This is a genomic window from Rosistilla oblonga, from assembly GCF_007751715.1.
Lineage (GTDB): Bacteria > Planctomycetota > Planctomycetia > Pirellulales > Pirellulaceae > Rosistilla > Rosistilla oblonga.
The window spans coordinates 6,786,592-6,803,492 of sequence record NZ_CP036292.1 but is presented as its reverse complement, the minus strand read 5'-3'; the positions used below and the strand labels follow the sequence as shown (position 1 = coordinate 6,803,492).

General features: G+C 59.4%; 7 protein-coding genes. All 7 read left to right on the top strand.

Annotated elements, in window-relative coordinates:
- Positions 1-403 precede the first annotated feature (403 nt).
- The 7 genes from CA51_RS23990 to CA51_RS23960 all read left to right on the top strand — a co-directional run bounded on the left by CA51_RS23990 (position 404) and on the right by CA51_RS23960 (position 16,901).
- Complete coding sequence (locus tag CA51_RS23990) at positions 404-1,924, top strand: efflux RND transporter periplasmic adaptor subunit (RefSeq protein ID WP_145123658.1); 1,521 nt, start codon at positions 404-406, stop codon at positions 1,922-1,924.
- A 19-nt stretch (positions 1,925-1,943) separates the two neighbouring features.
- Positions 1,944-5,048: an efflux RND transporter permease subunit gene (locus CA51_RS23985; protein ID WP_145123657.1), complete on the top strand. Its 3,105-nt coding sequence runs from the start codon at positions 1,944-1,946 to the stop codon at positions 5,046-5,048.
- Between the two features lie 76 nt (positions 5,049-5,124).
- Positions 5,125-11,616, top strand: coding sequence for a type I polyketide synthase (locus CA51_RS23980; RefSeq protein WP_145123656.1), 6,492 nt, complete (start codon positions 5,125-5,127; stop codon positions 11,614-11,616).
- An 84-nt stretch (positions 11,617-11,700) separates the two neighbouring features.
- Positions 11,701-13,047, top strand: a complete 1,347-nt coding sequence (locus CA51_RS23975; RefSeq protein ID WP_145123655.1) for an aminotransferase class I/II-fold pyridoxal phosphate-dependent enzyme — start codon at positions 11,701-11,703, stop codon at positions 13,045-13,047.
- Between the two features lie 8 nt (positions 13,048-13,055).
- A complete protein-coding gene (locus CA51_RS23970) occupies positions 13,056-14,048 on the top strand; it encodes an MDR family NADPH-dependent oxidoreductase (RefSeq protein ID WP_145123654.1) in 993 nt (330 codons plus the stop codon).
- Positions 14,049-14,061: 13 nt separating this feature from the next.
- The gene (locus CA51_RS23965) at positions 14,062-15,252 is read left to right on the top strand and encodes an MBL fold metallo-hydrolase (RefSeq protein WP_145123653.1); all 1,191 of its coding nucleotides are present in this window, start codon (positions 14,062-14,064) and stop codon (positions 15,250-15,252) included.
- Positions 15,249-16,901, top strand: a complete 1,653-nt coding sequence (locus CA51_RS23960) for a phytoene desaturase family protein (RefSeq protein ID WP_145123652.1) — start codon at positions 15,249-15,251, stop codon at positions 16,899-16,901. Before CA51_RS23965 ends, CA51_RS23960 begins: the two co-directional genes overlap by 4 nt.

Here is a 16,901-nt window from a genome sequence, read left to right as displayed (position 1 = left end):
CGGTGGATTCTGGAGATCGCGGGCAGGCTGCCGGCAGTGGCGTAGGTCCGGTCGGTCCGGTCCCGACCTTTGTATAGCTTATCTCGGCACGCAGCCCTGGTTAAAGTTGGCATGATCCGCACCCGTCTCAATCTCGACTCAGCCGCCCCCTCTTGCTGTGTTTCTGCAGTCTCCGCAATCTTCGATGCCTACCTAAACTGAGTTTTTTCCGGATTTGCTTTCTTTTGGCTGTTATTCCAGATGCTAAACCCTAGAGGCCTAGTTAAGCTGGGTCCTGTGTGAATGCTGGGCAAGCGTCACCGCCCCGCCAACAACCTCGTTTTCGATCGGTGGGGCCGTTGCCACGCTGTAGGCACGCATTCCCCTCTCAAGAGCTGTCCGGAATCCATCGTTACCAAGATCCATGAACGTACAAGAGGCACCCTATCGAGCGCCGCTTACGACCGCTGGACGTCGTCGCGGGGGAGGAATCCAGGTTGCCTTGGCGACGATGTTGTTGGTCGCCGTGGCGATCGGCGTCGGGCTCGCCGCGTCGTCGATGCAGCATTCCGATCATCCGGCGCCCGACCGAAGCCCGGGCGAGAGCTCGCGACCGCACACAGCGGGTGGAAGCGCGTCGACGTTGCCGGTCGAAACGATGCAGGTTCAACGCGTGGAGAGCTACGCTCGCGAGCGAACGTTCACCGGAATCATCAAACCGGCGCGTCAGAGCGAGCTGAGTTTTGAACGCCAGGGAGAGGTCGTTGAAGTCTCCGCGGATCTGGGAGATCGGGTCGAAAAGGGGCAGCCTTTGGCGCGGATCGGCGATCGTCGACTAAAGGTCAAACGGCTGGGGCTCGAGGCGCAGCACCGCGAAGCGCTGGCGGTCCTTGCCGAACTGGAAGCCGGGCCGCGCAAGGAATCGATCGCGGCTCAGCGTGCGACAGTTCAAGACCTTGCCGCCCAGGTCGACGCCGCCGACCAAATGGCCAAGCGGCGGCAGCGGTTGTTGCTAGCCAGCGCTTCGTCGCGCGAAGAAGCCGAGCAGGCGGCCTTTTCATTGACGGCGGTGGAAGCTCGATTGCAATCGGCTCAGAAGGTACTCGATGAATTGACAGCTGGTACGCGTCAGGAACGGTTGGACGCTCAGAAGGCGATCGTGGCCCAGTTCGACGCGTCGATTCAAGATGTTGATATCGAAATCGAAAAGAGCCAGATAGTCGCTCCGTACGATGCGTTTGTCACCGAGCGATCGGTCGACGAGGGATCGATCGCCCAGCCGGGGTCGACGATCTTCCGGATCATCGAAGACGCATCGCTGGAAGTTTGGGTCGGTGTTCCGACAGCGATCGCCGCATCGATCCAAACGGGCGAAACATTGCCGGTGATCGTTCGCAAGCAATCGTTCGATGCGACGGTCCGATCGCGGATCGCGGACCTGGATCATCAAACGCTCACCCAAACCATCGTCTTGACGCTCGACGACGTCTCGCCGCAGCAGATTGTTCCGGGCGAAGTCGCTCGGTTGGCGTTCACTCAAGAGATTCCGGTCGATGGTTTTTGGATCCCGTTGGCCGCGATCTCGCGCGGCGGCCAGGGACTGTGGTCGGTTCTCGCAGTCGTCGGCGATGGCGATGAAACGACCACGACGGAGCGACGCGATGTCGATCTGATCGAAACGCAAGGCGAACGGGCGCTGGTCCGCGGGACGCTCGAAACCGGCGACTGGATCGTCTCCAGCGGAACGCATCGGCTGACGACCAAGCAAGCGATCCGCGTTCCCGAACCGACCGACGAAGTCGACGAATCCGCGACTGCCCCCGCGACCGAACCCGCGTCGCAGGATGTGATGTCGCCCGCCGAAAAACCTCCCGAACCATTGGACCTCGTCCCCACGCCACGCTCGGATCGCCCGATTGCTTCGCTCGCCCCAACCGCCAGCTAAACGCCAACCTCGATAATCCATGCTCTCCAACCTCTTCTACCGGAATCGACGACTGCTGTGTCTGGCGGTGGGGCTGATCTTTGTCGCCGGGCTCTCATCGTACAGCGTCCTGCCGCGGGCCGAGGATCCTGAACTGACGCCACGCTTTGCGATCGTGAACACCGTCGTGCCAGGCTTCAACGCGACCCGTGTCGAAGCGTTGGTGACCGAACGCGTCGAACAAGCGATTCGCGAGATCGATGAGGTCAAAGAAATCACGTCGTCCAGCCGCGCCGGGGTTTCGACAATCGGTATCGAACTCAACGCCAACGTCTACGCTGTCGATGAGGTTTGGTCGCGGGTCCGCGACAAGATCGACGCGGTGGCCCACGAATTACCCGCCGGAACGCTCGACCCTGTCTTCGAAAAGGTCAAGATCAAGGCGAACGCGATGCTCGTTGGGATCACTTGGCAACGCGGCGGAGATCCGAATTATTCGCTGTTGCGTAGACTGGCCAAACAACTGAAGGAACAACTCGAACGCATCGCCGGAACCGAGTCGGTCGATCTGTATGGAGCTCCCGACGAAGAGTTCTTGGTGACGGTTAAACCGGAAGAGTTGGCGGCGTTGAAGTTGACGGCCAGCGATATCGCCGACCAATTGGCCCGCAGCGACGCCAAGGTTTCAGCCGGCCAGTTGCGCGGCGCCAGCAGCGATCTATTGATGGGGATCGACAACGAACTCGATTCCGAACGTCGAATCGCCGGGATGCCGATCCGGACCTCCGACGACGGACCGGTCGTGCAATTGGGCGATGTCGCGGAGATCCAACGCGATGTCGTCCGTCCGCTGACAAACGTGGCGGTGATCGACCGTTTGGATGCGGTGGTGCTGGGGATTCGCGTTCGTTCCGAGTATCAGATCGGTCCCTGGAATCGCGATGTCACCGGGCGATTGGCTGAATTTGAATCCTCTCTTCCGCCAGGAATCGGCATCGACAAACTGTTCGACCAGAACGACTACGTCGACAAACGCTTGGCAGGTCTCGGCCAGAATCTGTTGTTGGGTTGTCTGGCCGTCTTTTTGATCACCTTTTTGATGATGGGCTTGAGGAACGCGCTGGTCGTCTCCTTTTCGCTCCCGCTGTCGTCGATGATGGTTCTGGCTGGAATGCGTCTTTTGGAGATTCCGATCCACCAGATTTCGATCACCGGGTTGATCATCTCGCTCGGCCTGTTGATCGACAATGCGATCGTCGTGGTCGACGAAACCAGTCATCGGATTCGCGCGGGCTCCGCTCCAGCCGATGCCGTCGCCGCCGCAGTCAAACATCTGTTGGTGCCGTTGTTTGGTTCGACGCTGACGACCGCGCTGTCGTTTGCCCCGATCGCCATCATGCGCGGCCCCGATGGCGAATTTGTGGGAGCGATTGGTGTCAGCGTGATCCTCGCGATCGCCAGTTCCTTCCTGTTGGCGGTGACGATCATTCCCGCGCTGGCAGCGATGGGACGAGTTCGGCCAGACAGGTCGCATTGGTTTGCATGGTTCGATCGCGGGCTGACGATCAAACCATTGGCTGCTGCCTATCGCTCGCTGTTACAGATGTCGCTTGCCGTGCCAGCGCTAGGAATCGCGTTGGGCTTGGTCGCTCCGATTCTGGGATTTTTGATGGTCGGAAGCTTGCCGATCCAATTTTTCCCGCCGGCCGATCGCGATCAGGTCTACATCGATCTGGAATTGAACGCCCATGCTTCGATCCACAACACGCGCGACACCGCGCGTCGTTTGACCGAGACGCTGACCGCGCATCCGGCGGTCGACGCAGTCCATTGGTTCTTGGGCGAATCCGCTCCCACGTTCTACTACAACGTCGTTCGCAGCCGACGGAACCTGCCTTCGTATGGACAAGCGATCGTCAAGCTTCGCACGGACGTTGCCACTCCCGAGATCATCCACGACTTGCAAGCGTTGGTCGACAATCGCTGCCCATTTGCTCGCGTCTTGGTCCGCCAGTTGGAACAGGGGGCCGGCTTCGATGCGCCGGTCGAGGTCCGCGTCCTGGGCCCCGATCTCGATCAACTGCGTCGCTTGGGAACCGAGTTCCGCGACCTGCTGGTCTCGACGCCGGGCGTGATTCACAGCCGTGTGCAGTTGGACGAAGCGGTTCCCAAGGTGGCGTTTTCGATCGACGAAGCCGAAGCGCGAATCGCGGGGCTCAGCCACGAAGCGATTGCCAATCAATTGCAGACCACGCTCGAAGGGAGCACCGGGGGGGCGGTCGTCGAAACGACCGAGCAGTTGCCGGTCCGCGTCCGCGCGGGGAATAAGCGCCGTTCCAGCATGTCCGAGATCGCGTCGATCAATCTGCTGGCTTCCCAACCGGGCCGCAGCGGGTCGTCGATTCCGATCTCCGCGATCGCCACGATTGGCTTAGAAGCCGACAGTGCCGAGATCCCGCGACTCGATGGCCAGCGCATGAACGAGATCCAAGGCTTCATCCCCGCGGGCATGCTGCCTTCGACAGTCATCGACGATTTCAAACGCAGGATCGCAACGGCCAACATTCCATTGCCCGTGGGGTACAGCATTTCGTTCGGGGGTGAAGAGAAGACTCGCAATACCGCCGTCGACAACCTGATGGCCAGCGTCGTGGTGATCGTCGTGATGATGGTCGCAGCGATGGTGTTGACCTTCGGGTCGTTTCGGTTGGCGGCGTTGATCTTTGTTGTCGCCGGTCTCTCGTTTGGCATCAGCCATCTTGCCGTCTGGATTTCCGGATATCCCTTTGGGTTCATGGCGATCGTCGGCACGATGGGTTTGGTCGGCGTTGCGATCAACGATTCGATCGTCGTCCTGGCAGCGATCCGTCGAGAGCCCACGGCGCGAACCGGCGACCTCGACGCGTTGGTCGATGTCGTGATGCGATCGACGCGGCATGTGACCGCAACCACGCTAACCACCATCGCTGGCTTTACTCCCCTGTTTTTGGCGGGGGGCGGTTTCTGGCCGCCGTTGGCGATCACGATCGCTGGCGGTGTCGGTGGTGCGACCCTGATCGCATTGTTTTTTGTCCCCGCAGTTTATGTCTTGATCGCAGCGGCTCAAGAGCAGCCTGAGATCAGCCCGTCCATTGAAGCAACATGAGCTGCCGGCCGGTGTTGCAGTGTGCAGGTTCGCGTACCGGCAAACCAGCAGGTGATTCACTCGAGAGGAACTTCCAATGACCGATCAACCGCTTGCAGTCGTAGGGATGGCCTGCCGATTTCCGAAGGGACTCGATAGTATCACGCAACTCTGGGAAGCCCTGAAAACGAGATTCAACGCAATCGATACGATCCCGGCGGACCGTTGGGATGTCGATCGATATTATTCGTCCAATCCAGTCTCCAAAGGGAAGGCGTACATCCGTCGTGGTGGATTTCTCCATCAAGATCCAACGACCTTTGACGCTTCGTTTTTTGGGATCTCGCCGCGCGAAGCGGAGAACATGGACCCGCAGCAACGCCTGATGTTGGAGATCGTTTGGGAAGCGTTCGAAAACGCGGGGATTCCGCTGCCCGACCAAGCGGGCAAATCGATCGGTGTCTACGTCGGCGGTTTCATGTTGGACCACATGATCACGCAGATATCGTCGCGAAATCGTTCGCAGATCAACCAGCACAGCGCCGCCGGGATGATGATGACGATGCTCTCCAACCGCATCTCGCACACCTACGATCTCCGCGGCCCGAGTCTATCGATCGACACCGCCTGCTCGTCGTCATTGGTCGCGTTCCACTATGCCTGCCAAGATCTCTGGCGTGGAACGGCGCAGATGGCGATCGTCGGGGGTGTGAATGTGATGATGCGTCCCGAATATCCGATGGGGATGTGCAAGGGGCACTTCTTGTCGCGCGATGGAGAATCGAAATCGTTCGACGCTCGCGGCGATGGCTATGGACGTGGGGAAGGAGCGGGCGTTGTGCTGCTGAAGCCGTTGGAACACGCGCTCCGCGATGGAGACGAAATCCTCTCGACAGTGATCGGATCGGGAACCAATCAAGACGGCTGCACGGCGGGGATCTCGATGCCCAGCGGCGCTGCCCAACGCGCGTTGATCCAGTCGGTTTGCCAGCGTTACCAGATCCATCCACTGCAGATCAAATATGTCGAATGCCACGGCACCGGGACCGCGATCGGCGATCCTACCGAATGCCAGGCGATCGGCGAAATCTATGGTCAAGGCCGCCATGGCGAAGACCGCGTCGTGATCGGTTCGATCAAAAGCAACACCGGACATATGGAAGCTTGCGCGGGGATCGCCGGCGTGATCAAAGGCGTGCTGACGACGCTCTATCGCCAAGCCGCTCCGCTAGCCAATTTACAAACGCCCAACGAAGCGATCGAGTTCGAAAAACTGGGGCTCCGTCTGGCGGACGATCTGATTCCATTGGGCCGCGGCGACGAACCAATCTGCGTCGCTGTGAATTCGTTTGGCTACGGCGGTTCCAACGCGCACGTGATCTTGCAATCGGCACCGGCTCACCACGCCCAGCCAAATTTTGCAAAACATCATTGCAATGGAAAGTCGCACGCAAACGGGCATCCGCAGGGCAACGGATCGGCCCATTGCAACGGCAATGGTAATGGAAAGCCGCTCGATGGGGGCGCTTTGCTTTCGGGAAATGCGAGTCTCAATCCACACGAACTGCCGCTGATGTTGCCGGTCAGTGCGCGTAGCACGGAAGCCTTAAGAGCTAACGCAGGGAACCTCGAATCCTGTTTGGCAAATGAGGGAGAATTGCACGATGTGTTGTACACCGCCGCTCGGCGACGGGCGCATCTTGCCCAGCGGGCCGTTGTGATCGGCAGCGATCGCAACGAATTGCGGCAAGGGCTTCGCTCGCTCGCCGAAGGTCAGGACTCACCGCATGTCGTCGTCGATTCGCAGCCCTTCCAAGGACGTCGCGAGTGTGTCTTTGTCTTTACAGGGATGGGGCCGCAGTGGTGGGGGATGGGGCAGCAGCTCTATCGCAAATCGGACTTCTACCGGCAAGCGGTCGAGCAAGCCGACATGCTCTTCCAAGAGATCGCGGGCTTTTCGATCCTGACCGAAATGCTCAAGGGCGAATCGAGTTCGCGGATCTCGCGAACCCAATATGCTCAACCAGCGAACCTGTTGATCCAAATCGGGCTGTTGGAAATGTTGGAAGACGCTGGCGTCACGCCCGCCGCCTGTGTCGGCCATTCGGTTGGTGAACTCGGTTCGGCCTATGCCGCGGGCGTGCTTAGTCTCGAAGATGTCTTGACCGTCAGTTTTCATCGCAGCCAATTGCAAGCGACGACGGCCGGAACCGGTTCGATGCTGGCGGTCGGGCTTGGCAAACAGGAAGCGTTGCAGCGAATCGCTGGAATTGGCGATCTCGTTTCACTGGCAGCTGTTAATGGAACCAACACCGTGACGTTGGCGGGGGACACCGACACGCTGACCGAACTGTCGCGTCAATTTACGGCGGCCGACATCTTCAACAAAATGTTGACCGTTGAAGTTCCCTACCACAGCCCGTTGATGGATCCATTGATGGCAGCGTTGGAACGCCGGCTGTCCGGTTTGCAGACAAGCGCTGCCAAGATCCCGCTCTATTCGACAGTCACCGGTCGCTTGGTGACCGAGGCTTCGTTCGACGCGTCGTATTGGCCGCTGAACATCCGCCAGCCCGTCGAATTTGCCGATGCGGTCGATTCGATTTTGGACGACGGATACAACACTTTTTTTGAAGTCGGTCCGCACCCCGTGCTGTCGTCGGCGCTCCGTGATTGCATCCACGCCGCGGGGAAGGAATGTCGGTTGGTGCACACGTTGCATCGCAAGCAGCCCGAAATCCAAAGCGTTCACCGCGCCATCGCGGGCGTTTTTGCTGCCGGATGCGAATACGAATGGTCCCGCCTGTATCGCACCGGAAAACTGGTTTCGTTGCCCAATTACGCCTGGCAACGCGAGCGATTGTGGTTGGAAAACGACCGCGCCGCGCAGGACCGCATAAACCCGATCATCCATCCCATTTTGGGAACCCAAGAAGCGCTCTCGGCTCCCGTTTGGCGGAACGACTTCGACCACGAAGCCGTTGCCTACTTGAGAGATCACATCGTCGCCGGCATCCCCGTGTTGCCAGCGGCTGCCTACATCGAATCGCTGCTGGAACTGGCGGCGATCCAGTTCCCCGACGCGGCGAAGTTGGCGATTCGCGATTTGCAGATCGCGGCGCCGATGATCATCGCTCCCGACCGTGGACTCGATTTCACAACCACCTACGACGCGTCCCGACAATCCGCCCAGATCCGCAGCTTGGAAAATGGACGCCTCGGCACGGGGCAGGTCCATGTCACCGCGTCGATCGCTCCGCTTCCCGCTTCCGAAACGAAGGCGCTCGATCTGCCCGACCTGCTTGCGAAGTTAGACAAGCCTGCGGATGTCGATTCGTTTTACAGGGAACTGCGGCAGGTCGGATTGATGTATGGCCCCTATTTCCAAGCGGTCAAAGAGCTCCGCATCGATCGAACCGATCGTCGGGTGCTGGCGCGGATCGAAATCGACGACACGCTACGCGAACATCCTGCCAAATACAAAATGCACCCGACGCTGTTGGATGGTTGTTTCCAAACGTTGATGTCGCTGTTAGTCCATTCGGAGACAACCTATCTACCGACACAGATCGGTGAACTCTGCCTGTATGTCGATTCGCTGCCCGACACGATTTGGTGCCTCGGCAAAATGACGAGCCAAACCGATCGGCAGATCACTTGCGACCTGACTCTTTGCGACGACCAGGGGCAGGTTGTCGGCGTGGTCCGTTCGCTGGTAGCGACCGCCGCCAACCGGCCTCAACGGACCGACCAGTTCGGCGACGTCGTCAAGCGACAGATCCTCGACTACCAATGGAGAATCGCCGACACGCTCGACGAGCCACGGCGACTGGGGCATTGGTTGGTGGTGGGAGCTTCCAACGATGTGGCCCAACAGGTTTCGATGCAGATCGAAAACTATGGCGCGATGATTTCGGGAAGAGTCGAATTTGGCGACGCCTTTGTCGACGACGGCGGCCTGTTTTGTATCCGTCCCGATTCGGTCGACGATGCACGGCAGGTCCTGAACCGCTGTGGCGAACTCGATGGCGTCGTCTTCTTCAACAGCCTCGATGTGATGGTTGCCCAGCAGGATCCGACGGGCGAACAATCGATCGCAGCGCTCGTTACGCTGACACAGGCGATGCTGGAGATCGAACCGGCGGGGCGGCCGCGAGCCTATGTTGTCACTCAATCGGCGTTTGCTGTCGATGAAGAGGATGGCCGAGTCGAACCGCGTCAGACGGCTGTGAACGGATTCGTTCGCGTCGCCGCCAATGAACTCGAAGGCTTCCAGTTCACGTCGGTCGATCTACCGGCATCGACCGATCACGCGACCTGTGACGCCGTCGCGTTGGAATTGTTGTGCGATGCCGTGGAAGACGAAGTTGCGATTCGCAATCTGGCCCGTTGGACCAGCGAGTTGCTGGAATCGCCTTGCCTCGATGATGATCGAATCGAATATCGAATCCCCGGCGATCAGCATCCGATTCAGATCCGACCGTTGCGCCCCGATACCGAACAGGTCGGAACCGTCCGAATTCTGGCCGCTCCCCAACCGGCGATCGGTCCCCGCGACGTGCGGGTTCGCGTGGAAAAATCGCTGCTGCCACTAAATTTGGTTTTGGATCAATCGGCGGATCACATCGAACAACCGCTGATCGAAATCGTCGGGACGATTCTCGAAGCGGGAAGCGAGGTCGACGATTTATGTGCGGGGATGCAGGTCTGCGGGTTTGCGCCCGCCGATCTCGCCAGCCAGCTATCCGGTCGCCGCGATCACTTTCATCTGGTCGAAATTCCATCGACGGACCATGCACCCCAGTTGGTTGCCAACCTTGGGATCCTCGTTCAAGCCCAATGTGCTCTGCATGGGATCGATCTCGAATCGGGCGACGCGGCGCTCGTCGATACAAGCCCGATGTCGCTGGCTGTTGCTGAATTGCTCGCCGCCCGCGGCGTTCGCGTCTCGGTGGTGACACAAGATGCAGCGGTCGCCGAGCAAAATCTGCCGTCGAATTACAACATCGTCCCCGCTTGTCCGGAGAGCCTTCATAACGCGGTGCAGCAGGAGACGGGAGGGCGTGGTTTTGCGGTGCTGGTCGCGGGGATGCAGTCTTGGCTGACATCGTTCGATCTGCGTGTGATCGCCGCAGGAGGGGCGGTGATCGATACCGACGACATACCTCAAGCGTTCTCCTTGCCGACGACGATCGCCTCGATTGCCCGAACCGATCTGGCCGTCTTGGCAGCCAAACCGGGACGGCTTCGCGCGGCGTTGGAGCACGTTGTCGGCGAGCTGCTGGAAATCGAATCGCCCGAGTGTTCGGCGTTAGAAGTTTCGGTGGCCGATGTCGCTTGGCAAGTTCTGCCGCTGCGTGAAACCAAAACGCAAGTCGTGATCTCCTACGACACCCGCGGCCAAGATCTGCCGATTGTGCAACGCGACGATCTGCGTTTGCGGACCGACGCAACCTATCTGATCACTGGCGGATTTGGGGGCTTCGGCCGCAAGACCGCTCGCTGGTTGATCGAACAAGGCGCCCGGCATCTCGTTCTGACCGGCCGCGCCGGCGCCGACGATGACGACAAAAAGGCGTTCGTTCAGGAACTCGAAAGCCTCGGCGCAACGGTTCAGGATGCGGCGTGCGATACGTCCGACTTTGGCCAGGTTCAGTCGCTGTTAGGCACGATCCAAAACCAGATGCCTCCGTTGAAGGGAGTCTTCCATTCGGCGGCGGTGATCATGGATCAAGCGATAGCCGACATCAATCTTCCCGCCCTGCAAAGCGTGCTGCGCAGCAAGGCCCTGGGGGCGTGGAACCTGCACCGCGCTACCGAGGATCTCGACCTCGATCACTTTGTCCTCTATTCCTCGCTGGCCAATCAAGTCGGCAACAGCCGGCAAGCTGCCTATTGTGCGGCCAACGGTTTCCTGAACGGTTTGGCTCATCATCGCAAGGCGATCGGACTGCCGGCGACAAGCGTCTGCTGGGGAGCGATCTCGGATGTCGGCGTCGTCGCTCGAGATGAAAAACTGGAGCTGTTCCTGCGGTATGTCGGTCTGCGTGGGCTGCCATCGGCCGAGGCGTTGGGCTTGCTGCGGCAGGGGCTCGCTCGCGACGTGACGCAGTTCGGCATGGTCTTGATCACCTCCTGGGCCGATTGGGCGCGGTTCGAAACCTTGGGGGGCAAGTCGCCTCGCTTTGCCGCGTTGATCGAAGCCGATTCGGCACCGCAAGACAACGCCTTGCGCGATCAATTGATCGAAGAACTCGCGGGGCTCAGCGACGCCGACCAGATCGATCTGGTTGCCGGCCTGATTCGCGAGATCGTTGGCGTCGTCCTCAAGTCGGATCCCGAAGCGATCGCCGTGGATCGGCCGGTCAGCGAATTGGGAGTCGATTCGTTGATGGCGACCGAGATCCAACAAATGTTCGATAGCCAGCTGGGATTAAAGGTATCGGTGCTCGAATTGGTCGGCGAAGCCACGATCCGATCGCTGGCCGTCGGCTCGCTCGCCTCCCTTGGAACGGCAACCTCGCTGCCAAGCAAGTCGGACAGTCGACCGGCAGCGTCGCCAGATCCCACGGCGGCCGCCCCTGTGTAAACCAGCGTTTCAAAATTGCAGTGCCCGTTTCCACCGCGACACCAGACAACCACATGACGATGCAGCAACGAGAGTCCAAACAACATGAGCGTTAAATCGAGCCTCGAGCGATTGAAGATGCAGATCCGGCGGGAGGGTTCCGATTCGGAAGAGAATAACGCCACGAAGAAAACGTCCAAACCACGCGGCGAAGTGAAAGCGTCGCCGGCGTTCTACCAATTCGACAAGTTTCCCGAATACAAAGAATTCACCACGATGGAGTGGTACCTGGATAAAGAGAAATATCCACGCACCCAGTTCCTCAAGCGGCTGTCGGTTTCCGATGCGACAGTGAATCTCGAAGGTCGCGAGATGATCAACTATTCGACCTACAACTACCTCGGGCTGGCCGGTGACGCCCGCGTCAAAGAGGCGGCCAAACGAGCGGTCGACACCTTTGGAACCAGCACCGGTTCGGGGCGTTCGATCACCGGCGAGATAGACTTGCACCGTGCGTTTGAAAAAGAGATCTGCGAAGTCTTGGGGACCGAAGATGCCGTGCTGTCGGTCGGCGGATACAGCACCAACACGTTTGCCATCGGTTATCTGTGTCGCAACAAAGACTTAATCGTCTACGACGAACTGATCCACAATTCGGCGCTGGCCGGATGCAAGATGACCGCCGCGCGACGAATCGGTTTCCCACACAACGACTACGAAGCGTTGGAGGCTCTGCTAGCTGCGAACCGCGGTAAATTTGAACGCGTGTTGATCCTGGTCGAAGGGGTCTACAGCATGGATGGCGACATCCCCGACCTGCCTCGGTTGATCGATATCAAGCGAAGGTACAAGGCGTTGTTGATGGTCGACGAAGCGCATTCCTTTGGAATCATCGGCCCCAACGGTTTGGGCGTCACCGATTACTTCGACTTCGATCCGCACGACGTCGACATCTACTTTGGTTCGCTGAGTAAATCGTTTGGAACGTGCGGAGGCTACATCGCAGGTCCCAATCCGCTGATCGCGATGCTCAAATATTTCGCTCCTGGCGTGTTGTTATACGGCGCCGCGCCGACCCCCGCCAACACCGCGGCGGGGCTGGAATCGCTGCGGATCATGCGGGCCGAACCCGAGCGGGCGCGGCGGCTTGTCGACAACGCCCGTCACTTTATCCAGCGGGCCAAAGCAGCGGGGCTAGACACTTACAACAGCCACGATTCGGCGGTGGTTCCGTTGATGTGTCGCGATTCTGAACTGGCGTTATGGCTTTCGATGGCGTTGTTTGGACAAGGGATCTGCGCCTACCCGATGCTGCATCCGATCGTCCCTCGCGACAAATCACGCCTGCGATTTTTCATCAACACGTTTCACACGCACGAACAACTCGATTACACGATCCAGTGCATCGTCGACAATTTGCGAGTCGCACCGAAGTCGAAGGGGGTGTTCTAGTGTCCGGCATGAAACAGATTCGATTTGAAAAGTTTGGCCCGCCAAGCCAAGTCGCCAAATGCGTGACCGTCGCTGCAGTGGGCGAACCGTCGGCGTGGGAGGTGGTTGTCGACATCGAAGCGTTCCCGATCAACCCTGCCGATCTGGCGACGTTGGCCGGCCGCTACGGATCGCTCCCCAAATTGCCCGCCGCGATCGGGATGGAAGCTGTCGGACGCGTGGCGCGGTGCGGCGAAGCTGTCAAAGATTTGCAAGTCGGCGACCGCGTGATGGTGACCGCCAACAACAACTGGGCTCAACAGCGGAAGGTCCCCGCCACGGCGGTGCACAAATTGCCTGCCGACGGGGATCTGCATCAGTTTGCGTTGATGAAAGTGAATCCGGCGACGGCGCTGCTGTTGTTGGAACACGATGGTCAATTGAAGTCCAAGGATTGGTTGATTCAGAACGCGCCGCTATCGAGCGTCGGTCGCTGCATCATGCAGATCGCACGGGTCCAAGGTCTGCGGACGATCAATGTCGTGCGACGCCCCGAATCGATCGACCACGTCAAACGTTTCGGTGGCGATGTCGCGGTTGTCGACGGGCCCCAGTTGGAACAACGCGTCCGCGAAGCGATCAAGAACCAACCCTTGCGACTGGGGCTCGATGCCGTGGCCGGTGCAAGCACCAGTCGCTTGGCCGCGTGTCTCAGCGAGGGAGGAACTGTCGTCAATTATGGAATGTTGTCGGGCGAGGAGTGTTGCGTCGGCGGCGACCAGTTGATCTTTCGCGGCATCCGTCTGGAGGGCTTCTGGCTTTCCAAGCGTTTGAATCGCATGACCTTGCCACAGCGAACGGCACTCTATGACGCGATCAGCGAGATGATCGCGGGGAAGACGCTGCAATTCGAAGTCGATTCGTCCTTCGCGATGGATGAGATCGCCGCCGCGCTGGCTCGCGCCGAAGAACCGGGCCGCAGTGGCAAAGTGATCGTTTCGGTCGCCGGACAATCCGCCTGATTTTGATTTCCCAATGCAAAGAACCCAACGTCTGCCGACATCCGAAGAAGCTGCCAAATCGCAGCACCATGCCGACGCTGCGCCCACGACGGTGGAAGCAGTTCGCGCGATCGACGGTCTCGCTCCCGAAGCGGGAACCGCGCGGCAAGTCGCCGAAGGCGTCTGGTGGATCCGTCTGCCCGTTGCTGCTGGACCGGGGCATGTCAATGTCTATGCATTGCAAGATCGCGATGGCATCGTGTTGGTCGACACCGGCACCAATACGCCGCAAACGCTGCAGGCTTTGACCGACGCACTTCGCGTTTTGGAATCAAGCTACGGCACGGTCCGCCGCGTTGTGGTGACACACCACCATCCCGATCACATCGGACTGGCGGGCTGGTTCGCCGAGCGCGGAGCCGAGATCGTGGCGACGCGAGGCACCCTCGCCGTGGCGCATCGCATGCTGCACGACAAGACGCTGTCGCGGACGCCCAAAGAGATCGATTTTGCAGTCCTCGCTGGCATGAAGGATTTGGAATTGGCTGCCTTCATCCGTCGTCCCAAGCGACGGTACGCCGATGCGGTGGCCGTGCTGCCCGAAGCAACCAGCGTCATCGCCGACGGGGAAACACTGCAGATTGGAAAGCGGCTCTGGACAGCAATCGTTGGCAACGGGCACGCGGTCGACCATCTGACGCTCTGTGCCAACGATGGGTTGGTGATCACCGGAGATCAGATCTTGCCTCGCATGTCGACGAACCTGAACGTTTCGGCGGACCAACCCGACCTGGATCCAATTGCCGCCTGGCGAGAGACCTACGGCCGGATCGGGGAACAGATCGACAACCGATCGATCTGTCTGCCCGGCCACCATACTCCGTTCACAGGAATCGCGATTCGATCTCGGCAGATGATCGCCAGCCAAGAGGCGGTCGCGTCCCGGGTGCTGGAACATCTGCAGCGTCCTCGGACGGCGATCGATTGTTTGCCGGCGATCTATCGACGGACGTTGAGCCTTGCAGAACGAACGCTGCTGTTTCCCGAAGCGGTTGGCTACATGAACCATCTGGCCAACCGTGGCGAAATCGTTGGCCTGCGGCGTGGCAAAACGATGGTCTGGCAAAAACAGCGTCGCCCACGCGGCGATACGATCCGGCGCGATGCCTCACCGGCAATCTCGCGCCCCTACAACTTATCTTCCGAGGTCGATGAAACCCGATGAAAAACGCACAGACAGATCGATACGATGCCATCATCATCGGTTCGGGGTTGGGCGGACTGGCGACCGCCAGCCTGTTGGCACAGATGGCTGGCAAACGCGTGCTGGTGTTGGAACGCCACTCGAAGCTGGGTGGCTTCACGCATTGTTTCCGCCGCAAACATCACGAATGGGATACCGGAGTCCACTACGTCGGCGAGATGCAATATGGATCGCAGACCCGCCAGGTGATGGACTTTGTCACCGGCGGCGGGATTCAATGGAACTCGCTGGGCGATCCCTTCGAACACTTTGTCTTTGCTGAAGAGACGTTTGATCTGCCCGACAACCAACCCGACATCCTCGCGGCGCTCGTGAAACGTTTCCCCGACGAACAAGATGCGTTGGAACAATACTTCCGCGACATTCAAAAGATGCGCGACTGGATGGTCCGTTGGTATGTCGGCAAGACGCTGCCCGATTGGATGGCGTCGCTGTTGACGATGTTTCGGCGCCGGATGGCGACGATGAACACGGGAGAATATCTGGCCAAGCAGTTCAAGGATCCGTTTCTCCGCGCGGTGATCGCTGCCCAGTGGCCCGATTTTGGGACGCCGCCGTCGGACAGTAGCTTCGCCTTTCATGGGATCGTCAGCGGCGACTTCCTCAACGGCGGCTACTTTCCCGCCGGTGGTGGAACGGTGCTGGCCGAGCATACGAAAAAGGTGATCGAAGCCCACGGCGGAGCCTGTTTGATCAATCGGTCGGTGAACAACATCGTGATCGAAAAGGGGAAAGCGACAGGTGTTGTGGCGATCCATAAAGAGAAGGAAGTGACCTACCGAGCACCGATCGTGATCTCCAACGCCGGCGGCGTGATCACGTTTGGGAAACTGTGCCCCCAAGGGCATGGCATCCGCGAACGAAAACGCATCGCGCGAATGACGCCTGGTCCTTCGGTCAACGTCTTGTACTTGGGACTGAAAGAGGATCCGCGGAAGCATGGCTTCGACGCGGGCAACTATTGGTTGTATGCGCGGACCGACCACAACTTGGAAGCCGATCCCAACAATCCAGAGCAGGTCGATGGATGTTACTTCGGCTTCGGTTCGCTACGCAATCCCGGCCAAGAACCTCACACCGCGCAGATCATCAGCTTCAGCGAGGACCGACACTGGGCGCGGTGGGACAACACAAAATGGAAGCGTCGCGGCGAGGACTACGAACAGAAGAAAGCCGCGACGGCCGAGGCGTTACTGGATCATGTGGAGCTGTTTTTCCCCGGCTTTCGCGACCTGATCGACTACCAAGAACTCTCCACACCGCTCACCGTCAAGACCTTCACCGACCATTGGCACGGCACGATCTACGGCAGCGTTTGCAACCAACATCGACTGTATCGCGACCGCTGGCCTGTGAAGACATCGGTCAAGAATCTGTATCTGACCGGCAGTGATGTCGGAATCCCAGGAGTCAACGGCGCGCTGATGTCGGGCGTGATGACGGCAGGAACACTACTGGCCCCGCTGGGACTTGGCGTCGCGCGGATCATGATGCGAGCCGAACGGGAACACAAACGGCGGGAAAAGCAATCGCCAGCGGCGGCGCAGGTCGGCTCGATTCCCAACGCCGCGAAGTCGCCGAAATCGGAAGCAGAAAAAGTTGGCGTCTGA